We start from the raw sequence: 24,182 nt of genomic DNA on the forward strand, positions 1-24,182 counted from the left end.
ACAGCGGAGGGGCCGGTATGGTTCCGGCCCCCGGCGGCCGCGGGGCCTCAGCCCTTCACGCAGACGACCTGCTTCAGCTTCGCGACGACCTCCACCAGGTCCCGCTGCTGGTCGATGACCTGGTCGATGGACTTGTAGGCGCCCGGGATCTCGTCCACCACCCCGGAGTCCTTGCGGCACTCCACGCCCCGCGTCTGCTCCTCCAGGTCCTTCGCGGTGAAGCGCCGCTTGGCCGCGTTGCGGCTCATGCGCCGGCCCGCGCCGTGCGAGGCGGAGTTGAAGGAGCCGGCGTTGCCCAGGCCCCGCACGATGTACGAGCCCGTGCCCATGGAGCCCGGGATGATGCCGAGGTCGCCGGAGCCGGCCCGGATCGCGCCCTTGCGGGTGACCAGCAGGTCCACCCCGTCGTACCGCTCCTGGGCCACATAGTTGTGGTGGCAGGAGATCTCCGGCTCGAACATCGGCTTGGCCTTCTTGAACTCCTTGCGGACCACGTCCTTCAGGAGCGCCATCATCAGGGTGCGGTTGTACTTGGCGTACTCCTGCGCCCAGAACAGGTCGTTGCGGTACGCCGCCATCTGCGGGGTGTCCGCGACGAAGACGGCGAGGTCGCGGTCGACGAGGTCCTGGTTGTGCGGGAGCCCGCGGGCCACGCCGATGTGGTGCTCGGCCAGCTCCTTGCCGATGTTGCGGGAACCGGAGTGGAGCATCAGCCAGACCGCGCCGGCGGTGTCGGTGCAGACCTCCACGAAGTGGTTGCCGCTGCCGAGCGTGCCCATCTGCCGGGTGGCGCGCTCCCGCCGGAAGCGGACCGCCTCCGCGACCCCGTCGAACCGCCCCCAGAACTCGTCCCAGCCGCTGGTCATAAGGCCGTGGAAGCCGCCCGGCCCGACCGGGTCGTCGTGCATGCCGCGGCCCACCGGGATCGCCTGCTCGATCTTCGAGCGCAGCCGGGACAGGTCGCCCGGCAGATCGTCCGCGGTCAGCGAGGTCTTCACCGCGGACATCCCGCAGCCGATGTCCACCCCGACCGCGGCCGGGCACACCGCGCCGCGCATCGCGATCACCGAGCCGACCGTGGCCCCCTTGCCGTAGTGCACGTCCGGCATCACGGCGAGGCCCTCGATCCACGGCAGCGTGGCGACGTTCTGGAGCTGGCGCAGGGCGCCGTCCTCGACCGTCGCCGGGTCGGCCCACATCCGGATCGGTATCCGCGCGCCCGGCATCTCCACGTACGACATGACTTCCTCGTCCCCCCGGACTCGGCAACAGAAAACGACAACAAAATGCTTAAAAGCATCAAAAAGGAAAAGCAGCGCCAAGCGCGTCGAAAGAGGACCGCGGACCGGCATCCACGGCGGCGCGTGCGATACACATTGTCTCCAGGCCAGCCCCCGCCGCAGCAAGCGAATAACCAGCGGGGACACTGAGGCGACCATCGCGCGCATCCATCGGAGCGCAGCCGTCGAAAGGAGCCCGCCCGTGCAGCGGAAGGCGTACGTAACCGGCACCGCCGCCCTGCTCGCGGCGCTGCTCGCGGGCTGCTCCGGCGGCTCGGGCGGCGGCGGCGCGGCGGACGACGCCAACCCCGGCGACGCCGGCACCGCCGCGGCCGCGGCCCAGCCCGGCCGCTACAGCACCCTCCCCGAGCCCTGCGGCGCGGTCGGCCACGGCACCCTCGACGCGCTGCTGCCCGGGATCAGGCAGATCGCCGACCCCGACCAGCGGGACAAGGCGTACCAGGGCGAGGCCGAGCTGACCTACGACACCGACCGCAAGGTCGGCTGCCGCTGGAAGGTCCCCTCCGCCGACTCCACCGACCGCCTCTCGGTCGACATGGAGCGCGTGGTCTCGTACGACAACACGGTCAGCGACGACGACCAGGCGCGCGAGCTGTTCGAGCAGAAGGAGACGGCCGCCGACCTCCCCGTGGCGAGCGACACCCCGTCGGCGGGCACACGGAGCGAGAGCCCCGGCGCCTCCCCCTCCGGCTCCCCCTCGCCCAGCGGCTCCCCATCCGGCACCTCCGCCCCCTCCGGCGCGGACTCCCCCTCCGGCTCGGACTCCCCCCCGGGCGCGGCGGGCCCCGAACTCCAGCCGCGCACCCTCTCCGACCTCGGTGACGAGGCGTATCTGGACGACAAGCTCGGCGCCTCCGGCTCGACGGCCGCACAGCGGACGGTGACTGTGGTGTTCCGCACGTCCAATGTCGTCGTCACCATCCAGTACGAGGAGCAGCCGATGGCCGCGGGCGCCGCGCCCGACAGCAAGGAAATGCAGGACAGGGCCCGGAATCTGGCCGCCAAGCTGGACGACGCGCTGGGCAGCTGATCCACTTCCCGGCCCCTCGCGCCCCCGCCCGCAAAGATCTCGAACGGAAACCGCACAGCTTTTTCACCGCGTACGGTGGGGCCCCGCAGGAACCCGCACGCACACCGAGCGTCATGAGTGAAGGAACCATGCAGCGAGCCAAGCGAGACGACCGTGACCGGCTGGAACAGCGAAAGGTGCGTCTGCGCCGTGCCCTTGTCTGCGCGGCAGCGGTCCCCGCGGTACTGATCACCGCGGCCTGCTCCTCGGACTCCGGCGATTCCAAGCCCAAGAGCGACGGCGCGAGCGCCTCCAAATCGGCGAGCGACAGCACGTCGCCGTCCGCCAGTTCGTCCCCGACGGCGGCGCCGGGGGCGTACAAGACGCTGCCGAACGCGTGCAAGGCCCTGTCCTCCAAGACGCTGGGCGACATGGTTCCCAAGGCCGACACCTCGGGCAAGAAGGGCGGTTCGGACGAGCCGTCCTCCCGCGCCTCCTGCTCCTGGAGCAGCCTGAGCAACAACGGCGTCAAGGGCTCCCAGTTCCGCTGGCTGAACGTCTCCCTGCTGCGCTTCGACTCCGACGCCGCCCGCGGCTCGGCCGACGCCCAGGCGCACACGTACTTCACCAACCAGGTCAAGGACGCCCAGTCGGTGAGCGGCGCCAAGAACGCCAAGGTTTCCGCGGTGTCCGGCACCGGCGACGAGGCGACGTCCGTGCGCTACGACCTGAGCAAGAAGGAGGGCCTCTTCAAGCAGGAGACCCTCGTGGCGCGGGTCGAGAACGTCGTCGTCACCCTCGACTTCAACGGCGCGGGTCTCGCGGGCGACAAGACCCCCGACCCCGACGACCTCGCCAAGTCCGCGCAGAAGGCCCTCAAGGAGACCGTGGACTCGGTCTCCTCGGCCAACAGCGGTGGTGGGTCCGGGAGTTCGTCCGCCGACCCGTCCACGAAGCCCTCCGGGAGCGCCTCGCCCTCCGCGAGCTCCAAGAAGAGCTGACCGAACGGGCTTACGCCTACCGGCACCACGTGCGCCGCACGTGTGTGCCACCCTGTTGCGCGCAACAACAGGCAACGGGAGGGGAGTACGAGTGGCCGCGCCACCGCAGCTGACTCGGATGCACCGGATACTCATCGGCGTGGTCGTGGGCGGCGCCCTGGTCATCGCGGGGATCGGCTTCGCCGGTTCCTACGCGGCCGTCCGCGAACTGGCCCTGAAGAAGGGCTTCGGGAACTTCGCCTATGTGTTCCCGGTCGGCATCGACGCGGGCATCTGCGTCCTGCTGGCCCTGGACCTGCTGCTGACCTGGATCCGCATCCCCTTCCCGCTGCTGCGCCAGACCGCCTGGCTGCTGACGGCGGCGACGATCGCCTTCAACGGCGCGACCGCCTGGCCCGACCCGCTCGGCGTCGGCATGCACGCGGTGATCCCGATCCTGTTCGTCGTCGCCGTCGAGGCGGCCCGGCACGCCGTCGGCCGGATCGCGGACATCACGGCCGACAAGCACATGGAGGGCGTCCGGCTCACCCGCTGGCTGCTCTCCCCGCTGCCCACGTTCCTGCTGTGGCGCCGGATGAAGCTGTGGGAGCTGCGTTCCTACGAGCAGGTCATCAAGCTGGAGCAGGAGCGCCTCGTCTACCAGGCCCGGCTGCACTCCCGCTTCGGCCGCTTCTGGCGCCGCAAGGCCCCGGTGGAGTCCCTGATGCCGCTGCGCCTGGCGCGCTACGGCGTCCCGCTCGCGCAGACGGCCCCCTCGGGCCTGCTGGCGGCGGGCATCGAGCCGGTGCTGCTGCCGCCGGCTCCGACGCCGGAACTGACCGCGGGAGCGGCGGCGACGACGGGCGCGATGCCGGCGACGGACGCGCGCACCGCGCCGGCCACCGCCACGGGCCCGGCCGACGCCACCACTCCGGTCGCGGCCACCGCCCCGGACCCGGCCGCCGCCGCGAACCCGGCCGCCCAGGCCCCCGCGGGCCCGGCCCCCGCTCCGGCTCCCGCGCCCGCCGCGGCCCCGGGCGCCCCGGCCGCCGTACAGGCATCCGCGCCCGCGCCCCAGCCCGCCCAGCAGCCCCAGGTCCCCCCGCAGGACGAGCAGAGCCCCTGGTTCCAGTCGCCGCGGGAGGTCGAGTACCACGGCGGGTACGACCCCTCCTTCGAGCCGCCCCCGGACCCCCAGTACGACCCGGAGGAGCAGTACGAGGACTGGTACGAGGGCCAGCCGCCGGAGCGGTTCCAGCAGCCCGCCCCCGAGGAGACCGGTAGCTTCCCGATCCCGGCCGGACCCCACCGCACCCGCGAACTGGGCGAGGGCGGCGGCACCCCCGCCCCCGCCCCCACTCCCGCCGAACCGGACGACGACGCCTTCTACCAGGTGTTCCGGCAGTCGATAGACGGCAGTTACCCGACGCCCCACATCCTGGGCGAGAACATCCAGGCGACGTACGGCACCCAGCTCAGCCCCGCCGAACTGAAGTCCCTCGCCGCCCGCCTCCAGCAGCGCCACTCGGCGGAGCTGGAGGAGGACCACATCGCCTGACGCCGTGCGGGCCGTTCCCCGGAGCGGCCCACGCGGCCCCGCCAGGCGGCCGGCACCGTCCTGGTCCGCGTCCCGCACGGCCCTCGCCCGACCCGCGCGCCGGCAACGGAAAAGGGGCCCTCCCGCCGGAGGGCCCCTTTCCTGTGTGCCTCGGGTGTGCCTACGTCACTGCCCGAGCAGCGCCCGCACCCGCTCCTGCCCGACGGCGAGCAGCAGCGTGGGCAGCCGGGGACCGGTGTCGCGGCCCACCAGCAGCTGGTACAGCAGCGCGAAGAACGTCCGCTGGGCGGTCTTGATCTCCGGCGGCAGCTCCTTGGGCGTCGCGTCCGCCGAGAACCCGGCCTGCACCTTCGGCACGCCGTAGACGAGGTGCGTCAGGCCGTCCAGCGACCAGTGCTCGGCGAGGCCGTCGAGCAGCAGCCGCAGCGAGCGCTGGGACGCCTCGTCCAGCGACTTCAGCAGTTCGGCGTCCGGCTCCTCGCGCACGATGGTCCGCTGGTCGGCGGGCACGTGCGTGTTGATCCACGCCTCGGCCTTGTCGTAGCGCGGCCGCGCCTCCGCGAGCGAGGACAGCGGGCTGTCAGGGTCCAGCTCGGAGAGGATGCGCAGCGCCTGGTCCTCGTGCCCGGCCGTGATGTCGGCGACGGACGCGAGCGTGCGGTACGGCAGCGGGCGCGGCGTCCTCGGCAGCTCGGCGGCGGCCGTGCCGACCGCGCGGGTGTACGCGGCCACGTCACCCGGCAGCGCCGAACCATCGGCGACCTTGGCGGCGAGCTTGTCCCACTCGTCGTAGAGCCGCTGGATCTCCTGGTCGAAGGCGATCTTGAAGGACTGGTTGGGCCGGCGGCGGGCGTACAGCCAGCGCAGCAGCTGCGGCTCCATGATCTTCAGCGCGTCGCCCGGGGTGGGCACGCCACCGCGCGAGGACGACATCTTGGCCATGCCGGAGATGCCGACGAACGCGTACATCGGGCCGATGGGCTGCTCGCCGCCGAAGATGCCGACGATCTGGCCGCCCACCTGGAAGGACGACCCCGGCGAGGAGTGGTCGACACCGCTCGGCTCGAAGATCACGCCCTCGTAGGCCCAGCGCATCGGCCAGTCGACCTTCCAGACCAGCTTGCCGCGGTTGAACTCGCTCAGCCGGACGGTCTCGGTGAAGGAGCACGCGGTGCAGACGTACGACAGCTCGGTGGTGTCGTCGTCGTAGGAGGTGACCGTCGTCAGGTCCTTGCCGCAGTCGCCGCAGTACGGCTTGTACGGGAAGTAGCCGGCGCCGCCCGCGGAGCCGTCGTCCTCGGCCGCCGCGCCGGAGCCCTCCTCGGCCTCCAGCTCGGCCTCGTCCACGGCCTTCTGCTGCTGCTTCTTGGCCTTGGGCTTGGTGCGGTACTGCTCGAGAATCGCGTCGATGTCGCCGCGGTGCTTCATGGCGTGCAGGATCTGCTCGCGGTAGACGCCCGAGGTGTACTGCGCGGTCTGGCTGATGCCGTCGAACTCGACGCCCATCTCGGCCAGCGACTCGACCATCGCGGCCTTGAAGTGCTCCGCCCAGTTCGGGAACGCCGAGCCCTTCGGGGCCGGCACCGAGGTCAGCGGCTTGCCGATGTGCTCGGCCCAGGACTCGTCGACGCCCGCGATGCCCGCGGGGACCTTGCGGTAGCGGTCGTAGTCGTCCCAGGAGATCAGGTGCCGGACCTGGTGACCGCGGCGGCGGATCTCGTCGGCGACCAGGTGCGGGGTCATGACCTCGCGCAGGTTGCCCAGGTGGATGGGGCCCGACGGGGAGAGGCCGGACGCGACGACGACCACCGGAGCGGTAGCGAGTGATGTCGCTTTGCCCGGGGCCCGGCGCTCCGACTCCTCGATGACCTCATCCGCGAAACGGGAGACCCAGTCGGTGGTCTCGGTGCTCTGAGCCACGATCGGCACGTCCTTCTTTCTCCATCGGGCAGCCGTGACGGTCGTACGGCTGACCGCTCCATTGTCCCAGTCGGGAGCACATCCATGAAAACGCCTTTTCAACGCGTGGGACGCGCTTGACCGGACGCGCGTTCACCGGCGGACCGGAAAATTCGCTTGGACCCCCATGGGATACTGGGCGTGACGATCCATCCCCACGAGGAGAACGGCACCTCACCTATGGCCTCGGTCACGTCCCTCAGCGACTCCGTCCAGCAGCAGCTCGCGTCCGCCCTCTCGGCCACCCTGCCGGAGGCCGCCGGCGCGGACCCGCTGCTGCGACGAAGCGACCGGGCCGACTACCAGGCCAACGGGATCCTGGCCCTCGCCAAGAAGGCGAAGGCGAACCCGCGGGAGCTGGCCACCGAGGTCGTCTCCCGGGTGACCACCGGTGCGGTCATCCAGGACGTCGAGGTCTCCGGACCCGGCTTCCTCAACATCACCGTCGCCGACCGGGCGATCACCGGCAACCTCGCCGCGCGCTACGCGGACGAGACCGGCCGCCTCGGCGTGCCGTTCGCCGCGCACCCCGGCACCACGGTGATCGACTACGCCCAGCCGAACGTGGCCAAGGAGATGCACGTCGGCCACCTGCGCTCCGCGGTGATCGGCGACTCCGTCGTCCAGCTGCTGGAGTTCACCGGCGAGACCGTGGTGCGCCGCCACCACATCGGCGACTGGGGCACCCAGTTCGGCATGCTCATCCAGTACCTGGACGAGCACCCCCACGAGCTGGACCACAAGGCGTCCGCCGAGGACACCGCCGCCTCCGGCGAGGAGGCGATGTCCAACCTGGACCGCCTCTACAAGACCGCGCGCAAGTTCTTCGACTCCGACGAGGAGTTCAAGACCCGCGCCCGCCGCCGGGTGGTCGACCTCCAGGCCGGCGACCCGCACACGCTCGCCATCTGGCAGAAGTTCGTGGACGAGTCGAAGATCTACTTCTTCTCCGTCTTCGAGAAGCTGGACATGGAGGTCCGCGACCCCGACATCGTCGGCGAGTCCGGGTACAACGACATGCTGGCCGAGACCTGCCGCCTCCTGGAGGAGTCCGGTGTCGCGGTCCGCTCCGAGGGCGCGCTCTGCGTGTTCTTCGACGACATCGTGGGCCCGGAGGGCAACCCGGTCCCGCTGATCGTCCAGAAGTCCGACGGCGGTTACGGCTACGCGGCCACCGACCTGTCCGCCATCCGCGACCGCGTCTTCGGCCTCAAGGCGAACACCCTGCTGTACGTGGTGGACGCCCGCCAGGCCCTGCACTTCCGCATGGTCTTCGAGACGGCCCGCCGCGCCGGCTGGCTGAACGACGACGTGACCGCCGTCCAGCTGGCCTTCGGCACCGTGCTGGGCAAGGACGGCAAGCCGTTCAAGACGCGTGCGGGCGAGACGGTCAAGCTCCAGGACCTGCTGGACGAGGCGGTCGACCGGGCGACGGCCGTGGTCCGGGACAAGGCCGAGAAGGTGGGCCTGAGCGAGCAGGAGATCGAGGAGAACGGCCGGTACGTGGGCATCGGCGCGGTCAAGTACGCCGACCTGTCCACGTCGGCGGTGCGGGACTACAAGTTCGACCTGGACCAGATGGTCTCGCTGAACGGCGACACGTCCGTCTACCTCCAGTACGCCTACGCCCGTGTCCAGTCCATCCTCCGCAAGGCCGGCGAGGCCCGCCCCGCCGCCCACCCGGAGCTGGCCCTGGCCCCGGCGGAGCGCGCGCTGGGCCTGCACCTGGACCAGTTCGCCGAGACGGTCCTGGACGTGGCCGCCTCCTACGAGCCGCACAAGCTGGCCGCCTACCTGTACCAGCTGGCCTCGCACCTGACGACCTTCTACGACCAGTGCCCGGTCCTGAAGGCCGACACCCCCGCCCAGGTCGAGAACCGCCTCTTCCTGGTCGACCTCACGGCCCGCACCCTGCACCGGGGCATGTCCCTGCTGGGCATCAGGACCCCCGAGAAGCTCTGACCCCGGTCAAGGCCCCGGGCGGGCCTTGGTGACCGGTTCGCCGGCGGCCTCCGCACCGGAGCCGCCGGCGTTCTGTTCCGCCACCTCCCGCGCCCGCCGCACCAGGGCCTCCCGCACCTCGTCCGGTGCCAGCACCCGCAGCGGTGTGCCCAGCCCGAGCAGATAGCGCGCCAGGCCGTCCGCGTCGACGCCCCCGATGTCGACCAGGGTCGCGCCGGGGCCGTCCGGGCGGTGGGTGCCGACGGTCGCGGGGACCAGGCGGAGGGCCTGGTCGAGGGGGACGGGGAGACGGACGGTGGCGGACAGGGGGTAGGGGCCGTTCGCGATGTTGCGGGAGACCAGGTGCGCCGGGTCCGGGGGGTCGCTGAGGTCGGCGGGCCGGCCGGTGGGCTGGACGCGGTCGACCCGGTCCGCGCGGAAGGTGCGCCACTGGCCGCGCGCCACGTCCCGCGCCACCAGGTACCAGAGCCTGCCCGTGTGGACCAGCCGGTACGGGTCGATGTCCCGGACCGTGGCCCGGCCCTCCCCGTCCGTGTAAGCCAGCCGGGCCCGCTCCGCCCGCCGGCACACGGCCGCCAGCTCCAGCAGCAGCGCGGGGCTGACCCCCGAGCCGCGCGCGCCGGGGAGCAGCACGAGCGCGTCGTCCAGTTCGCCCAGGCGCTGCGCGATACGGCGGGGCAGCACCTGGCGGAGCTTCAGGAGGGCCGAGAGCGCGGCCTGGTCGCTGCCCAGGGCGCGGTTCAGGGCCGCCTCGCCGAGACCGACCGCGACGGCCAGCGCCTCCTCGTCGTCCAGGATCAGCGGGGGCACCCGGGAGCCGGCGCGCAGCCGGTAGCCGCCCCAGGGGCCCGCCTCGGAGTCGACGGAGTAGCCGAGTTCGCGCAGGCGGGCGATGTCCCGGCGGACCGTGCGGTCGGTGACCTTCAGGGACCGGGCCAGTTCGGCGCAGGTCCACGAGGGGCGGGAGGAGAGGAGGTTCAGCAGGCCCAGGAGGCGGGCGGACGTGGCTAGCACAGGGGCGTCCCGGGGAAAGTCTCGTACGGCGGCGGCACAACCAGGACCGTACCTGTCCTGGTCACGTCGTAGCGTCCCTGTCATGACTACGGAGAACACTCCCGCGATCCGCTATGCCGCCGTCACCTTCGACTGCGCCGACCCCGCCGGACTCGGCCGCTTCTACGGCGAGCTGCTCGGCTACCGCACCCTCTTCGCCACCGACGACTTCGTCATGGTCGGCGCGGAGGGCACCCCCGGCCTCGGCTTCACCCGGGTCGCCGACTACCGTCCGCCCACCTGGCCGGACCCCGCCCGGGCCAAGCAGGCCCATATCGAGCTGGGCGTGGACGACCTGGCCGCGGCCGAGCGACGGCTCCTCGAACTGGGCGCCACCAAGCCGGAGTTCCAGCCGGGCAAGGAGCGCTGGACGGTACTCCTCGACCCGGCAGGACACCCGTTCTGCATCACGACCCTGGCCTAGAGCCTCTCGTCCGCACCGGGCCGGGCTCGCGGGGCCCGGCGCCGCGCCGTGCGGGGGAGGCATTGTCAGACCCTCCCCCTACAGTCACCCTCATGGCGACTCTTCCCAACCCGCTGCCCCGGCTGGCCACCGATCCCAGCGGCCGCAGCCTGGGGCTCCAACTGCCGCCCGGCAGGCTGCTCGACACGACCGAGAACGGCCCGCACCACGAGCCCCTGCTCTGGGTCGCGGACAAACCGGCCGGCCCCGGTACCTGGACCGCCCTCGGCGTCCCGGCCGCGCGCGCCGGGCTGCTGCCGGTGCTGGTGGAGACCGACGGCACCCAAGGCGGTCCGGAGAACTGGGAGTTGATGCCGGACGACGTGTCCTACCCGGGGGACCACGATCCGGAGGAGGTCCTCGCCGAGTACTGGGAGGACGACGAGGAGTTCGAGCCGGACGGCGAACTCGCTGAACTCATCGAGCCGTTCGGGCCAAAGTGGCCCGGACTCGCCCCGCCCGGGAAGCTCACCGCCGACCCGGGCACCCGCGCCGCGCACGCCGCCGACGAACTGACCGCCGACCAGGGCCAGTCCGTCTTCCCGGCCCCGCACCTCGCCCTCGTCCCAGCCCGCCGCTCCGCCGACATCCCGGCCGCGATCGGCTGGAGCGGCCCGCTGAACCACGAGAACGACGTGGCGCGGCTGTGCGCGGTCCTGCGCTCCTGGGAGGACCGCTTCGGCATACGGGTCGTCGCGCTCGGCTTCGACGCCCTGCTGCTGTCCGTGGCGGCCCCGCCGGCCGACCTGGCCGAGGCCGAGGCGGTGGCGGCGGAGCACTTCGCGTTCTGCCCGGACAACATCACGCAGGGGGCGGACACCCTCCGCGCCTACGCGAAGGAGCTGATCGGGGAGACCACCTGGTTCTTCTGGTGGGACTGACCCGCCGCTGACGACGGCCGCCGGCCCCTACCGCGCGGGCGCCCACTTCTCGCCGCCCAGCGGGAAGGCGTAGGCGGGGCGCCCGTTGCTGCCGCTGGTGCGGAAGGGGCGGCCCTTGTCGCCGATCTCCAGGGTGCCGTGCCGGCCGCCGCTGGACCAGGACAGCTCCAGGTACCAGCTGACGTCGTACGCGGAGGCGTTCGCCGTGACGTAGAAGACCTCGGGGTCCGACTCGCTCACGCTGAGGGGGAAGCCGCGCTGCCCGGCCACCGGCTGGACGGCCGGCCGTACGGCGTCCAGGGCGACGGTGAAGGAGTGGGTGGGCACCCCGCCGCCGCAGCCGACGCCGGGATAGCCCATGGCGTAGTCGTTCCAGGCGAGCGGCGCGCGCTTGCCCGCCATCCGGACCGACATCCCCTCCAGCACCACGGTCTGCCTGCCGCTGCCCTGCACGGTGAGGGTGACGAACTGCTCGCCCGCCGAGACCGCCTGGTGCACGGCCACCCACGCGGGCGCGTCGTTCTCGACGGGCGGCGGGGACACGTCCGCGGGCGGCCGGTCGATCAGATAGTGCTGGGAGCAGGGGCTCTCCCAGGAGTACGGGTGGGTGGTGATCGCGAGGGGGACGGCCGTGGACTCCTTGTCGTCGGCGGTCGCCCCGCCCGGCGGTCCGCTCGTGGCGGCGTCCGGTCCCCCGGTGCCGCCGTGACCGGCGGAGGGCGAGGCGTGCCGGGCGGGGCCCGAGGGGGAGGGCGAGCCGCTGCCCCGGGAGGCGGTACCGGTGCCGGTCGCGGGCGCGCGGTCCCGGGCCGGGGCACTGGTCCCGGCGGAGGCCGCACCCTGGTCGTGGCTCCCGCCGTCGGGCAGCCCGAACGCGAGGGCCACGGCGCCGAGTACGGCGGCTCCGGTGACGGCCGCGATGAGGACGGTGCGGCGGGCGCGGGAGTGGGGACGGGGGCGGGGGACGGGAACGGCGGCTGCCGGAGCCGGGGTTGCTGCCGGGCCAGGGCCCGGGTCCGGGTCCTGAGTCGGCGTGGACCTCGGGTCGGATGCCGGTTCCGGGGCCGGGGTCGGCTTCGACGCGGGTTCCGGTTCCAGGTCCGATGCCGGTTCCGGTTCCGGTTCCAGGTGCGATACCGGTTCCGGCCCCGAGTCCGACGCGGGCGCCGGAGCGGATGCCGGCGCGGGCGCGGGAGTTTCCTCCCCCGCCTTCTTCCCCCGCCCCGCGTCCGCCAGCACCCAACTCCGGTGCAGCGCCACGAGTTCCTCCGGCGACGCTCCGCAGAGCCGCGCCATCCGCTCCACCGGGGCGTAGTCCGTCGGTACGGCCTCCCCGTTGCAGTAGCGGTGCAGCGTCGACGTGCTCATGTGGAGCCGCTTGGCGAGCATGCCGTAGCTGTGCCCGGAGCGGTTCTTCAGCTCACGCAACCGCTCGGCGAACCCGGTCCCCCCGGTGCTTTCCGACACGTTCCGTCCCCTCCCCTGTCCCATTCCCCCGTTCCAGGGAAGGGACGTTCTTGCAGGTCAACACCTATGTGGCCGTTCCAGCGTCCCGGATCGGCCGGCGGGGCTGGCGGGCGGGACAAACGGGCCCGCAGGCTGTGGACATCCAAGCACTCCACGACCCGGAAGCGAGAAGCGCCATGCGCAACCGCCTTGCCCTCCGCACCCGTACCCCCCTGCTCGCCGCGGCCGGAGCCGCCCTCGCCGCGCTCGCCCTGACGGCGTGCGACAGCGGCACCGGCACCAAGGACGAGGGCGCCGCCCGGCACACCCCGGCGGCGAGCGTGAGCGCCGGCGCCCCCTCCACCGACGCGCACACGCAGCAGGGTTCGACCGGCTCCACCGCCCACGGCATCCAGACCTCGGCCGGCACCCACCGTGCCACCGGCGGTACCCAAGGAACCCACGCCTCCGGCGGCACCGGCGGTTCCAAGAGCTCGGGCAACCCCTGGGACCCGAAGAACCGCGTCCTGTGCAACGGCTCCGACACCAAGGTCACCGCGCAGGTGCTGTCCCGCCCGCTCAACCACATGATGCTCACCGTCAAGAACACCGGCTCCAAGTACTGCGACCTGACGTACTACCCGGTGCTCCGCTTCGACGGGATGCAGTGGGCGCCCGGCGCCGACGAGTCGACCCAGCCCCAGGCGGTCACCACCCTCGCGCCCGGCGAGTCCGGCTACGCGGGCGTGCTGCTGTCCGCCGCCGACGGCAGCGGCGACGGCGGCCAGACGGGCCACAAGCTGACCGTGCACTTCCAGGGCATGACCCCGAACAGCGACGGCGGCGCCACGGCGAACGTCACCCTGCCCTCGAAGGGCGTGTACTACGACAGCTCCCTGAAGGTCACCTACTGGGTGACCGACCCGTCCGACATCGCGAGCTGGTGACCCCGCGGCCCTCGCGGACGCGGGGCTAGTAAGCGATGGAGATGTGCGCCCGGGGATGCGCGTCGCGCTCGATCTCGTCGACGACCGCCAGCGCGAAGTCGGCGCCGGAGATCTCCGACCCGCCCCGGGCGTCGTGGAGGGCCACCTCCCCGCCCACGCGGTAGGCGCCGGTGCGCGCACCCGCGGCCCAGGCGCCGTAGCCGGCCGCGGGCGAGATCAGGGTCCAGTCGAGCGAGCCGGGCGCGGCGGTGGTGAGCCACTGCCGGATCGCGTCCATCTCGCGCGCCTCGGACCGGAACCGCTCCGGTACGTCCCCCTCGGCGAACCGGGGCTCGCCCGGTGCGGGGCGCAGCGAGGAGAAGCCGCCGATCACGATCAGCCGGGCGCCGGCGGCGTCCGCCGCGGCGGCGATGTCCTGGTACAGCGCGAGCAGCCGGCCCACCAGGTCGCCGCGCGGTGACAGGGCCGCGACCACCGCGTCCCGTCCGGGGACCAGGCGCGCCGCGTCCTCGGCCGCGCCCTGGGTGTACGACACCCCGTCGACCGGGGACTTCGGCGCCGACCGCGCGTACGACGTCACCCGATGGCCCCGGGCGACGGCCTCGGCGGCGACGTGGGCGCCGGTGTAGCCGGTCCCGCCGATGATCAGGATCTTGCCCACGGCCGCTCCCGCCGGTCAGGGTCAGCGCCAGCCGAGCGCCGGCGCGACATGGGTGAGGATGTTCTCGAGGACGTGACTGTTGTAGTCCACGCCGAGCTGGTTGGGCACGGTCAGCAGCAGCGTGTCGGCCTCGGCGATCGCCTCGTCCCCGGCCAGCTGCCCGACCAGGGCGTCGGGCTCGGCGGCGTACGTACGGCCGAAGATCGCCCGGGTGTCGGCGTCGAGGTGGCCGATGCTGTCGGCGCTGTCGCCGTCACGGCCGAAGTAGGCGCGGTCGCGGTCGTCGGTGAGGGCGAAGATGCTCCGCGAGACGGAGACGCGCGGCTCGCGCTCCCAGCCCGCCTCGGCCCACGCCTTGCGGAAGGCCCGGATCTGCGCCGCCTGCTGGACGTGGAAGGGCGCGCCGCCCTCGTCGTCCTTGAGGGTGGAGCTCATGAGGTTCATGCCGAGCCCGGCGGCCCAGACGGCGGTGGCGTTGGAACCGGCGCCCCACCAGACGCGCTCGCGCAGCCCCTCGGAGTACGGCTCGATGCGCAGCGGTCCCGGCGGGTTGGCGAACATCGGGCGCGGGTTCGGCTCGGCGAAGCCCTTGCCCTGGAGCACCATCAGCAGCACCTCGGTGTGCTTGCGGGCCATGTCGGCGTCGGTCTCGCCCTCGCCCGGCGCGTATCCGAAGTACCGCCAGCCGTCGACGACCTGCTCCGGTGAGCCCCGGCTGACGCCGAGCTGGAGCCGGCCGCCGGAGATCAGATCGGCGGCGCCGGCGTCCTCGGCCATGTACATGGGGTTCTCGTAGCGCATGTCGATCACGCCGGTGCCGATCTCGATGCGCGAGGTCTTCGCGCCGATCGCGGAGAGCAGCGGGAAGGGCGAGCCCAGCTGGCGGGCGAAGTGGTGCACCCGGAAGTAGGCCCCGTCGGCGCCCAGCTCCTCGGCGGCGACCGCGAGGTCGATGGACTGGAGCAGCGTGTCCGAGGCGCTGCGGGTCTTCGAGTGCGGGCTGTCGGCCCAGTGGCCGAAGGAGAGGAATCCGATGCGCTTCATACGGCCGTGAACAGCGGACCAAGTTAATTGATTCCTCAACTACCACCGGACCCGCGCCACGGCCGCCCCGCACTCCCCCCGGTTCAGCGCAGCTTCTGCGCCACCTCGGTCGCCCAGTACGTGAGGATGTTGCGCGCCCCGGCCCGCTTGATCCCGGTCAGGGTCTCGAAGATCGCCCGGTCCCGCTCGATCCAGCCCTTTTCGGCCGCGGCCTCGATCATCGAGTACTCGCCGGAGATCTGGTACGCGGCGACCGGCACGTCCACCGCGTCCGCGACACGCGCGAGGACGTCGAGGTACGGCCCGGCCGGCTTGACCATCACCATGTCCGCGCCCTCGGCGAGGTCCAGCTCCAACTCCCGCAGGGACTCGCGCCAGTTGGCGGGGTCCTGCTGGTACGTCTTGCGGTCGCCGCGGAGCGAGGAGGCGACGGCCTCGCGGAAGGGGCCGTAGAAGGCGGAGGAGTACTTCGCGGTGTAGGCGAGGATCGCCACGTCCTCGCGGCCGATCTGGTCCAGCGCGTCGCGGATGACGCCGATCTGGCCGTCCATCATCCCGCTGGGGCCGACGATGTGGGCGCCGGCGTCGGCCTGCACCTGGGCCATCTCGGCGTACCGCTCCAGGGTGGCGTCGTTGTCGACCCGGCCCTCGGCGTCCAGCACCCCGCAGTGCCCGTGGTCGGTGAACTCGTCCAGGCACAGATCGGACATGACGAGGAGGTCGTCGCCGACCTCGGCGCGTACGTCGCGCAGCGCGACCTGGAGGATCCCCTCGGGGTCCGTACCGGCCGTTCCCTGGGCGTCCTTGTTGCCGTCCTCCGGCACGCCGAACAGCATGATCCCGGAGACCCCGGCCTCGACGGCCTCCGCCGCGGCCTTCTTCAGGCTGTCGCGGGTGTGCTGCACGACGCCGGGCATCGCGGCGATCGGGACGGGCTCGCCGACGCCCTCGCGGATGAACGCGGGGAGGATCAGGTCGGCGGGGTGCAGGCGCGTCTCGGCGACCATCCGCCGCATGACGGGCGTGGTCCGCAGCCGCCGGGGACGCGTACCGGGGAAAGATCCGTACTTCGTCATGTCTTCTACGCTACGCCCGCCCGCTCCCCCTCCTTACCGACGCCCTGTCGGCCCCGCCGCCTGGCATTGAGGGGCAAACCGGAACCCCGATACCGAGTCTTTGCGCCCCCCTGGCCATCTCTGGATCCGCCCGCCTCCCCAGCGTTCTACGCGCGTGGTGTCATGCACCCGACACCACTCCCCTGCCTCCCAAAAGGAGTCGCACCATGCTGCGGAAGGCCCTCACCCGCGCTGCCGTCGCCCTCGCCGCCGGTACCGCCGTCGCCGTCGCCGCCGTCCCCGCGAACGCGGCGACGTACTCGGCGTTCGCCTTCTCCCAGGCCGGCACCGGCCAGCCGGCGATCTACGACTTCATCAACTCGGCCACCAGCAAGCTCGACATGACGATGTACGAGCTGGAGGACACGACGGCCGTCAACGACCTGGTGGCACTGGAGAAGAAGGGCGTCGCCGTGCGGGTCGTCCTGGACCGGCAGCACAAGAGCGAGGACAACGCGGCGTACACGACGCTGACCGGCGCGGGCGTGGGCGTCGTCTGGTCCTCCTCGTCCTACGTGTACACGCACCAGAAGACGATCACCGTGGACGGCACCAAGTCCCTGGTCCTGACCGGCAATCTGACCTCGCAGTACTACGCGACCAGCCGGGACTACGGCGTCTTCACCGACGACACCCGCGATGTCGCCGCCATCGAGAAGGTCTTCGACGCCGACTACGCCGGCACCGCGGTCACCCCCGCCGACGGCGACCACCTGCTGTGGTCCCCCACCGACTCGCGCGCCAGGCTGGTGTCCTTCATCAACGCCGCGACCAAGACGCTCGACGTGCAGGAGCTGGAGTTCAGCGACAGCACGGTCGTCAACGCGATCGTGGCGCGCGCCAAGGCGGGCGTGAAGGTCCGCGTCGTACTGGAGGACCCCTCCGGCTATGCGAGCGAGGTCGCCGCGGTCAAGGCCGCGGGCGGCACGGTCGTCGGCTACTCGGACCCGAACGGCTTCTACATCCACGCCAAGGCCATGGTCGCCGACTACGGCCTGTCCACCCAGGCGGTGGAGGCCGGGTCGATGAACATCAGCAGCAACTCGCTGAGCAGCAACCGGGAGCTGGGCATCATCATGACCGGCACCGGGGTGGCCCAGCCGGTGGCGCAGACCATCGAGACGACGTTCAGCGGCGACTTCGCGGGCGGCACGGCGGCGTAGTCGCCGACCACCGGATCGCGTACGCCCGGCCCGGGCGGGACGGCCCTGCCGCCCCGCCCGGGCCGCACTTTGTCCAGGCCGTTCCCATACGACTGACACACCCCTGCCCTCCACATGCGGAGGCGCCCCCACATCCGCCTCGGTTCGGGAACCCCGTCGGCCCACGGCATCGCCATGCTCCCGGCTCGCACCCCTGCCTCTGCCACCAGGACGCCATCATGAGCAGCGGCGCCCTCGCTCTACAGGGATTACATCCCGGACGGCACGATCTGCAGCGCGGGCAACAAATCGCGGCTACGGCCTGGCCTGGCCCGCGCCGACCGACCGAAGACGCATCTGGCCTCGGGCTCACTCAACTGCACGACCGCGTAAGCCACCTGGGCCTGCGGGCACCCACCCGCCCGTCAGCTAGCCACTTCTTGCCCTCACCCCGACATCAACGGCCCCCAGTGCTCCATGACTTCCCGCAGCCGTCGCCGATGGTCGGCGATCCAGTCGTCCGGCGGTACGACCGGGACGCGCCCGGTGACCATGGATCCGGCCACGTCCTCCACCACCGCCTCCGGACACGAACGGCGTCCTGACGACGGTCTCCGCATCGATCCCCCGGCCCACCGGGGGTCGACCCCCAGCACATCGACCCTGACGCTGTTCCCCTCGTCATCGGCGAGACGGATGAGCCCCGTCGGCGGAGTGTCCCCCATGACTGCCCTTTCGGCAGGCGGCTCGTGAGAGATCCTCGCGCGGACGACGGGCGGCCTCCACCCGGTTTTCTCACCTTCTCAACAGACCGGCCAGCCCGAGCAGCGGACTGCCGGACACCGCCGTGTCCCGACCAGCACACTCGCCGGGCGCGGCCAGCCCGCTCTCGGCCCCCTGTCAGCAGTTCCCCCTCCAGACGATCCGCTCGGAGAATCCGCCGCGCTCGGCCGCCTTCGCCGCTCGGAGCTGTTCCAGTCGGTCCCGGCCGACCTCCAGGTTCGCGGCAAGGGCGTATACGACCTCCAGCACGTCCGCGAGTTCCTCAGGCGCCGCGTCACCATCCGCGGCGAGGAACTCGGCGACCTCCTCGCGGAGCTTGTCCCGCAGCCGGTCGCGGTATTCCGCCCGATCCGCGATGTGGAAGAGCGGCTCGGCCCCGCTGTCGCGGATGATCTGCGGGATCCGGTCTCGCACCAACTTGCCGTGCTTGTCGTGGTAGTTCATCCGTCCCCCTCAGGTGATCACAGCACTGACATGACGCTTGAGTTCCTCGGCGATGCACGAGCGATCACCGTTCGCGGGCACGCGCCAATCCGTCTCGATCCCCTTCTCCACGGCCGGCTCCGAACTGAAGCGGATCAGGTCTGGCGCGGGGAGGAAGTCGTCACGGAGCCAGGCGATGAAGGCGGCGGCCTCGTCGGCGGTGCTGTCGTCGAGGAGGACGGTGTCGCGGCCTTCGTTGCTCGCGGAGCCGGTGAACCCGGTTCCCTCCTCCGTCATAGCCCAGAACACAAGACGGAACAGACGCCCCCGTCGCGCCTCATGGCGCACCTCGGCAAACGCCGCCTCCAAGGCTGTTCCGAAGGTGGTCGGATCGAGGTGCCACCCGGCAGGGCTCTCGGCGGGCGCGTACAGGAGGTAGGCCGTCCGGTACTCGTCCAGATCCACAGCCGGGAACACCCCTCTCTTGGCCGCCTCATGAAAACACGCACTCCGCCCACACCGTCTTGCACGGCACCGGGCCCCGGCGGATGCCCCAGCGGGTGGACAGGGTGTCGACCAGGAGGAGGCCGTAGCCGGATTCGGAGGGGGCGGGGTTGCGGACCGGGAGGGATTCCGCGCGGGTGTCCGTGACCTCGATGCGCAGGAGGCCCGGGGCCGGTACCGCCAGGGTCAGGCGGAAGCTGCGGCCCGGGACCCTGCCGTGCAGCACGGCGTTCGTCGCCAGCTCGGCCACGATCAGCCGGGCCGGGTCCAACGGGACTCCCCACGAATCCAGTTGCTCGACCGCGAGGAGCCTCGCCAGGCGGGCGCCCCTGCGGGTGGCCGACAGCGGTACGGAGAACTGGCGCGGTGGCTTTTGCGCCAGCGCGGTCTGCTGAGATTCCTGATTCACATCACGCAGCGTGTCCGCACCTGCGTAGCCTGTGAATATCGGTGGCCCGTGCGACCAGTGCCTGTCCGTGAGTTGTCCGGATCCGTCCGGGCTGTACGGCGTGACCGGAGGCCCGCGTCCGTGGTTGGGCCCGGCAGGGAGCGGCGGGAGGACGGGCAGACGTGAGCGACTGGGACGCGGAACTGGAGGACGAGGAGGCCGGGGCCGTCATTCGTACGGTAGCCCGGCAACTCAAACTGTGGCGCGAGGCGGCGGGCCTCACCCAGGCCGAGTTCGGCACGCTGATCGGGTACGGGGAGGAACTCGTCTCCTCGGTGGAGCGGAGACGGCGGATCCCTCGTCCCGAGTATCTCGACGCGGCGGACGAGGCGTTGGGCGCCAGCGGCAAGATCTCCGCGATGAGGACGGACCTGGAGGAGGTCCGGTACCCCAAGAAGGTACGGGATCTGAAGAAACTTGAGGCGGAGTCGACCGAGCTGTGTGCCTACAACAACTCCGCAGTACATGGGCTGTTGCAGACGGAGGAATACGCAAGGGCAGGACTCCGCACGCGTCGCCCGGCCTTCACGGCGGACGAGCTGGAGCAGCGGGTTGCCGCTCGGCTGGCCCGTCAGCAGATCATCAACGACACGTCGCCCCGGCCTGCCTTCAGCTTCGTGCAGTGCGAATCGACGCTACGTCGACCCATCGGGGGCAGGATGGTCATGCGTAGCCAACTCGAACGGCTTTTGGAAGTAGCCGAGTTACCTCACGTCGACCTACAGGTACTTCCCCTGAGCCTTGAGGAGAACTCCGGTCTCGACGGTTCGTTCAGGCTGCTCCGACTCAACGACGGCACCACCGTCGGACACTTGGAGGTGCAGCACATCAGCCGGGTGATCACCAACCCGAAAGAGGTGCAGCTCCTAGAGATGCGCTATGGAATCATCCGGGCACAGGCTCTCAACCCCCGAGAGTCGTCGGCCCGCATCGAGAAAGTGCTTGGAGAGACATGAAGCTGGAGTGGATAAAGAGCAGCTACAGCACGCCCGACGGACCGGACTGCGTCGAAGTAGCTGCCGTTCCCGAGCAGATCCTCGTCCGCGACTCCAAGAACCCCACCGGCCCCCGCCTCGCCCTCACCCCCACCACCTGGGCGAGCTTCCTGCCCTACGCGTCGAAGCACTGACGGCGTGAACTGCCGTGGCCCGCACCCGAATACGCGTGTGCGGGCCACTCCTACTCAGGGATCACTCCTGCCGAGAGGTGCGCAAGGTGGCCGGCCGCCCCGAGCCGCGCCATGCTGCTGATCCGGCGCGTCCGCCCGGCGTCGCCCAGTACTCGGTGATCAACGTCGCCACGCAGCGCGGGCAGAGCGGCCTTGTCCATCAGTTCCGGCTCCTCACAGCCCTCTGACCACCCGCGCCCTTCCCTGCGTACGAAAGCCCAGGGCATGCCGGTAGATCTCGGGCATGCGGTAGCGGCCGTCGGCGTCCTTGGCCAGCGCGCCCCACTCTTCGAGGTCCTGCGCCTCGTCCGACTCCAGTGCGACGTCGGACGCCTCGAACGGCATCTTCACCGACTCCGAGAAACTCGACATGCGCTGAAGAAGCTCCCCCAACCGGGGATTCTCCTGACCGATCTCCTCGACCTTGGCACGGCTGCACGCCACCAGCGCCCTGCGCATGGCCGCCGGGGTCAGCACGCGGTCGGACCAGCGGCCGTCGCCCACGGACACCTTGGCCGCCTCGCACAAGAAGCGCACGATGTCCCGCGCCTGGATCTCTGCGTTGAAGTCCGCGAGTGCCGCCGGTACCCAACGCTCGGTCCAGGCCTCCCGTGAGGACTCCGTGCCCAGTTTCGCCCCCCACAACGGCAGCAAAGCCCGGACGATCTCGTCGAAGCCCATGTCCGCGATCGGACGGGACGGCTCGGTGACCGCTCCCGCGTTCACCGCCACCCAGAGGGACAGTCGCAGCGCGTCCTCGGCCTCCCACCGCAGTTCGTAAGCTGAGTAGCGGGCGAGGAACTGCCCGAGGTTCTGCCGGATGGCCGTACGGACCAAGTCTTGCCGGACGAAGACGACAAGGCCGAGCGACCGGCTGCGCAGTCGGCGCAACCAGGCGGGAACGTCCATCAACAGCGCCCGCAGGGCAACGCGTTTGGGCTCGGAGTCCAGCGTCTCCAGCCAGTCCTCCAAGCCGTCGACAACGAACAGGACCGCGTCCGGGGCCTGGTTGGTCCGGATGAGGAAGTCCTCGGCGGGAACGCCTCCGTCGGCGCCCGCCGCCCGGGCCAGGCACTCCAGCCAACGGTCGCGCCAGAACTCGGCTTCTACCGCCCGTTCGTGGCGCAGACCCGCGCTGAGATGTGCGCGGATCTCGTCCGCGGTGATGCCGACACCGCCCGCCACCGCGTCACGCAGCTGCTGGGGCGACGCGTCACCCTGTTCGGCGATGTTCGCCGGGTCCAGCACGGGCACCACGCGCGCGGAGCGCTGGACGTGCTGGTCGTTCTCGGCGGCGAAGCGCTCCCACGTCTTCTGGGCGCACATACGGGCGAACGTGAACGTCTTGCCCGACCCCTTGGCCCCTACTACGACCGCCACGGGGAGATCAGTGCTGTGGTCGGCGATGAGCCGGCGCACCGGCTCGGTGGTGAGGAACTTGAGGCCCAGGTCAGTGCCGTGCTGCTCGGCAAAGATCAAGCGACCCGCGTCGGCCGCCAGAGCACGCCGGCGGTCGTCCAGCGTGCCGGGCTCCTCTTCCGGCGCACCGGCGACCGTCAGGCCGGGGGCGAACTCTTCCAGCAGCTCGGGCAGGCCGCACCGTCGTACGACCTCCACCACCGCGTCCCAGCTCTGCGGCAGGGCGAGCAGTTCCTCACGGAAGGGGCTCAACACCGGTTCGGTCAGGACCTGTTCGTCCACCGCCAGTTCGTCCGGGGAGGGCGTGCCCGCGCCGGCCGTCTCCGGCACCGCGAAGGTCGTGGACAAGGCGGCGGACAGCCGCGTCCGCGCCTGCTCGGCGTGGCCGTCGTGAACGTCCAGCCGGTACTGGGTGATGACGGCGCCGGGCGCGGGGTCGACCCCCGCCACAGCCGGTGACTGCCCGCCCAACTGGCGGATCAGCGTTTCGGTGCCTTGCAGGGACTGGCTGCTGACGGTGGTGACGAACACCCTCATGACGCGGGGGTCGAGCAGGATCGGGGCAGCCAGCTCGGACGCGCCCGCACGAAGATCGAGGACGACCGTGTCCGCCCCGGCCGCCTCGGCGAGCGCGGCGAGCGACTCGCTCAGGAAGTACGGTGACCGGTCTTCGGTCAGCAGGTCCGCGGGGGCGATCCGCGGCGGACCGAGCCGCGTCCGTCGGCCGGCGGGCAGCACCGTCACCCATCCCGTCCCCGGATACTTCGACACCCGCTGGTTCGGCAGAAAGGCCGCGGCGATCTCCACGGCCCGCGTCGCGTCCCCCTGCTGGGCCGAGTGCAGCAGGGCGAGCAGGTCCTCGTACGCGATGTCGCAGCGACCATGCTGTGCCTGGTACATCCAGGTGATGCCAGGTGCCTCGAGGTCCGCGTCGATCAGGAGAACACGCTGTCCCCGCATGGCGAGATGGTCGGCCAGCGCCACCGCGTGCAAGGTGCGCCCCACCCCGCCCTTGAAGGAGTGGAAGGCGATCAGCTGCTTGTCTCCGGGGAACTCGGCGCTCAGGGGGCGGGCGAGCGATTCGCCCAGTTCCCGCACGACACGCCGCTCGCCGAGACGAGGCCGTCGCGTCACCTTTTCGCGTTGCCCGGCCGCGACCAGCCTCACCTCCAAGGCGTCAGGGGCGTGGGAACTCGGCCGGTCCAGCCCCAGTTCGAGGCCGCCGTCGTGTTCCGCGGTGGAGCCCAGGCCGAACAGGGCGTCCAGCCAATCCCGGACCATGGCCTCCGTGGTTCCGGGCCGCACAGACAGCTCCAGCCCGTCCCACCAGGCGTCGGCCTCCAGCAACCAGTCCGGCCATTCACCCGCGACCGCGGCCTCCGCGAGGTGGGCATCCACATCGACCCAGGTGAAGAGCCTCTCGGCCATCACGCTCACATCCTCTTCCTGACGTCGTTCAGCAGCGACTTCAGGGCATCCAGCGCCGCTTTCTGATCATCCGCACGCAGCTCTGCACCATAACGCCACGCTTCATGCAGTTCGCGGCTCTCGATCCAGGCGGCGCCCTTGTGCCGTCGGCATCTCAGCGGGTCGGGACCGGTCCCGGGGTCCTTCAGGTTCAGCGCCTTGGCCAAGCGCCGCAGATCGTGCGAGCGCAGATCACCCGGCAGGCCCGCAGTGTCTCTGCAATGAAGAACGCTGTGCAGCAACTCGGCCTTCAGGCCGCACTCGGCCGCGTAGAACAGCAGCAGCCCGCTCGCCGGTAACTCCCCTGCGCTCTCGGCGGCCCTCGCCTGCTTCTCCAGTCTGTCGCGGCTGCGACGCAGCTCGCCCACCCCCACGTCAACCATGGCGCCAGCGTACTGATCTCGGACGGCGAGGGGAGAGCACTTCTCCGACCACCGCTCAGCCCCGGA

At 71.3% G+C, this 24,182-nt stretch carries 23 protein-coding genes; 10 read left to right on the forward strand and 13 right to left on the reverse strand.

Features of this window, described 5'->3' with window-relative positions:
• Nucleotides 1-47 precede the first annotated feature (47 nt).
• A complete protein-coding gene (locus GHR20_RS15965) occupies nt 48-1,241 on the reverse strand; it encodes an RtcB family protein (RefSeq protein WP_153813546.1) in 1,194 nt (397 codons plus the stop codon).
• Between the two features lie 241 nt (nt 1,242-1,482).
• On the opposite strand from GHR20_RS15965, the gene GHR20_RS15970 reads away from it, so the two are divergent.
• From GHR20_RS15970 to GHR20_RS15980, 3 genes are all read left to right on the forward strand, one after another.
• Nucleotides 1,483-2,331, forward strand: coding sequence for a DUF3558 domain-containing protein (locus GHR20_RS15970; RefSeq protein ID WP_153813547.1), 849 nt, complete (start codon nt 1,483-1,485; stop codon nt 2,329-2,331).
• Nucleotides 2,332-2,459: 128 nt separating this feature from the next.
• Entirely contained in the window at nt 2,460-3,311 is an 852-nt protein-coding gene (locus GHR20_RS15975; protein ID WP_243878038.1) for a DUF3558 domain-containing protein, read from the forward strand.
• A gap of 118 nt (nt 3,312-3,429) precedes the next feature.
• Entirely contained in the window at nt 3,430-4,848 is a 1,419-nt protein-coding gene (locus tag GHR20_RS15980) for a DUF2637 domain-containing protein (protein ID WP_194858892.1), read from the forward strand.
• A 165-nt stretch (nt 4,849-5,013) separates the two neighbouring features.
• Here GHR20_RS15980 and lysS read toward each other — a convergent pair whose 3' ends face one another.
• A complete protein-coding gene (gene lysS, locus GHR20_RS15985; RefSeq protein WP_148027488.1) occupies nt 5,014-6,777 on the reverse strand; it encodes a lysine--tRNA ligase in 1,764 nt (587 codons plus the stop codon).
• A 210-nt stretch (nt 6,778-6,987) separates the two neighbouring features.
• On the opposite strand from lysS, the gene argS reads away from it, so the two are divergent.
• On the forward strand, nt 6,988-8,769 hold the full coding sequence (gene argS / locus GHR20_RS15990) for an arginine--tRNA ligase (protein ID WP_153815998.1): 1,782 nt from the start codon (nt 6,988-6,990) through the stop codon (nt 8,767-8,769).
• A 6-nt stretch (nt 8,770-8,775) separates the two neighbouring features.
• Here the strand turns inward: argS and GHR20_RS15995 are convergent, their stop codons facing one another.
• Nucleotides 8,776-9,783, reverse strand: a complete 1,008-nt coding sequence (locus tag GHR20_RS15995) for a YafY family protein (protein WP_153813548.1) — start codon at nt 9,781-9,783, stop codon at nt 8,776-8,778.
• Between the two features lie 82 nt (nt 9,784-9,865).
• Here GHR20_RS15995 and GHR20_RS16000 point away from each other — a divergent pair, with 82 nt between their 5' ends.
• Entirely contained in the window at nt 9,866-10,246 is a 381-nt protein-coding gene (locus GHR20_RS16000) for a VOC family protein (RefSeq protein ID WP_111587033.1), read from the forward strand.
• Between the two features lie 92 nt (nt 10,247-10,338).
• Complete coding sequence (locus tag GHR20_RS16005; RefSeq protein WP_153813549.1) at nt 10,339-11,166, forward strand: DUF4253 domain-containing protein; 828 nt, start codon at nt 10,339-10,341, stop codon at nt 11,164-11,166.
• Nucleotides 11,167-11,193: 27 nt separating this feature from the next.
• On the opposite strand, the gene GHR20_RS16010 is transcribed toward GHR20_RS16005, so the two are convergent.
• Nucleotides 11,194-12,633 (reverse strand): helix-turn-helix domain-containing protein, encoded by a 1,440-nt coding sequence (locus tag GHR20_RS16010; RefSeq protein WP_153813550.1) that lies wholly within the window; start codon nt 12,631-12,633, stop codon nt 11,194-11,196.
• Nucleotides 12,634-12,809: 176 nt separating this feature from the next.
• Here GHR20_RS16010 and GHR20_RS16015 point away from each other — a divergent pair, with 176 nt between their 5' ends.
• The gene (locus tag GHR20_RS16015) at nt 12,810-13,559 is read left to right on the forward strand and encodes a DUF4232 domain-containing protein (RefSeq protein WP_153813551.1); all 750 of its coding nucleotides are present in this window, start codon (nt 12,810-12,812) and stop codon (nt 13,557-13,559) included.
• A gap of 25 nt (nt 13,560-13,584) precedes the next feature.
• Here the strand turns inward: GHR20_RS16015 and GHR20_RS16020 are convergent, their stop codons facing one another.
• From GHR20_RS16020 to hemB, 3 genes are all read right to left on the reverse strand, one after another.
• Nucleotides 13,585-14,220, reverse strand: coding sequence for an NAD(P)H-binding protein (locus GHR20_RS16020; RefSeq protein WP_111587037.1), 636 nt, complete (start codon nt 14,218-14,220; stop codon nt 13,585-13,587).
• 21 nt (nt 14,221-14,241) lie between these two features.
• Entirely contained in the window at nt 14,242-15,264 is a 1,023-nt protein-coding gene (locus tag GHR20_RS16025; RefSeq protein WP_148025378.1) for an LLM class flavin-dependent oxidoreductase, read from the reverse strand.
• A gap of 83 nt (nt 15,265-15,347) precedes the next feature.
• Entirely contained in the window at nt 15,348-16,340 is a 993-nt protein-coding gene (gene hemB / locus GHR20_RS16030; protein WP_111587039.1) for a porphobilinogen synthase, read from the reverse strand.
• Nucleotides 16,341-16,546: 206 nt separating this feature from the next.
• Here hemB and GHR20_RS16035 point away from each other — a divergent pair, with 206 nt between their 5' ends.
• Nucleotides 16,547-17,542 carry a phospholipase D-like domain-containing protein gene (locus GHR20_RS16035; protein WP_153813552.1) on the forward strand — a complete coding sequence of 332 codons (996 nt, stop codon included), beginning with the start codon at nt 16,547-16,549 and terminating at the stop codon, nt 17,540-17,542.
• 425 nt (nt 17,543-17,967) lie between these two features.
• Here GHR20_RS16035 and GHR20_RS38350 read toward each other — a convergent pair whose 3' ends face one another.
• The 4 genes from GHR20_RS38350 to GHR20_RS16050 all read right to left on the reverse strand — a co-directional run bounded on the left by GHR20_RS38350 (nt 17,968) and on the right by GHR20_RS16050 (nt 19,640).
• Entirely contained in the window at nt 17,968-18,246 is a 279-nt protein-coding gene (locus tag GHR20_RS38350) for a DUF5959 family protein (protein ID WP_343336008.1), read from the reverse strand.
• A gap of 175 nt (nt 18,247-18,421) precedes the next feature.
• Complete coding sequence (locus GHR20_RS16040; protein WP_153813553.1) at nt 18,422-18,748, reverse strand: nucleoside triphosphate pyrophosphohydrolase; 327 nt, start codon at nt 18,746-18,748, stop codon at nt 18,422-18,424.
• 9 nt (nt 18,749-18,757) lie between these two features.
• Nucleotides 18,758-19,192 (reverse strand): hypothetical protein, encoded by a 435-nt coding sequence (locus GHR20_RS16045; RefSeq protein WP_153813554.1) that lies wholly within the window; start codon nt 19,190-19,192, stop codon nt 18,758-18,760.
• A 28-nt stretch (nt 19,193-19,220) separates the two neighbouring features.
• Nucleotides 19,221-19,640 carry an ATP-binding protein gene (locus tag GHR20_RS16050; RefSeq protein WP_243878040.1) on the reverse strand — a complete coding sequence of 140 codons (420 nt, stop codon included), beginning with the start codon at nt 19,638-19,640 and terminating at the stop codon, nt 19,221-19,223.
• A 161-nt stretch (nt 19,641-19,801) separates the two neighbouring features.
• On the opposite strand from GHR20_RS16050, the gene GHR20_RS16055 reads away from it, so the two are divergent.
• Together GHR20_RS16055 and GHR20_RS16060 are read left to right on the forward strand one after the other, a co-directional pair.
• Nucleotides 19,802-20,635, forward strand: coding sequence for a DUF5753 domain-containing protein (locus GHR20_RS16055; RefSeq protein ID WP_086808411.1), 834 nt, complete (start codon nt 19,802-19,804; stop codon nt 20,633-20,635).
• On the forward strand, nt 20,632-20,808 hold the full coding sequence (locus GHR20_RS16060; protein ID WP_153813556.1) for a DUF397 domain-containing protein: 177 nt from the start codon (nt 20,632-20,634) through the stop codon (nt 20,806-20,808). Before GHR20_RS16055 ends, GHR20_RS16060 begins: the two co-directional genes overlap by 4 nt.
• A gap of 213 nt (nt 20,809-21,021) precedes the next feature.
• Here GHR20_RS16060 and GHR20_RS16065 read toward each other — a convergent pair whose 3' ends face one another.
• Complete coding sequence (locus tag GHR20_RS16065; protein ID WP_153813557.1) at nt 21,022-23,694, reverse strand: AAA family ATPase; 2,673 nt, start codon at nt 23,692-23,694, stop codon at nt 21,022-21,024.
• A 5-nt stretch (nt 23,695-23,699) separates the two neighbouring features.
• Nucleotides 23,700-24,116, reverse strand: a complete 417-nt coding sequence (locus GHR20_RS16070) for a hypothetical protein (RefSeq protein ID WP_153813558.1) — start codon at nt 24,114-24,116, stop codon at nt 23,700-23,702.
• Nucleotides 24,117-24,182: the final 66 nt, after the last annotated feature.

The sequence above is a fragment of the Streptomyces sp. SUK 48 genome (genome assembly GCF_009650765.1).
Classification (GTDB): domain Bacteria; phylum Actinomycetota; class Actinomycetes; order Streptomycetales; family Streptomycetaceae; genus Streptomyces.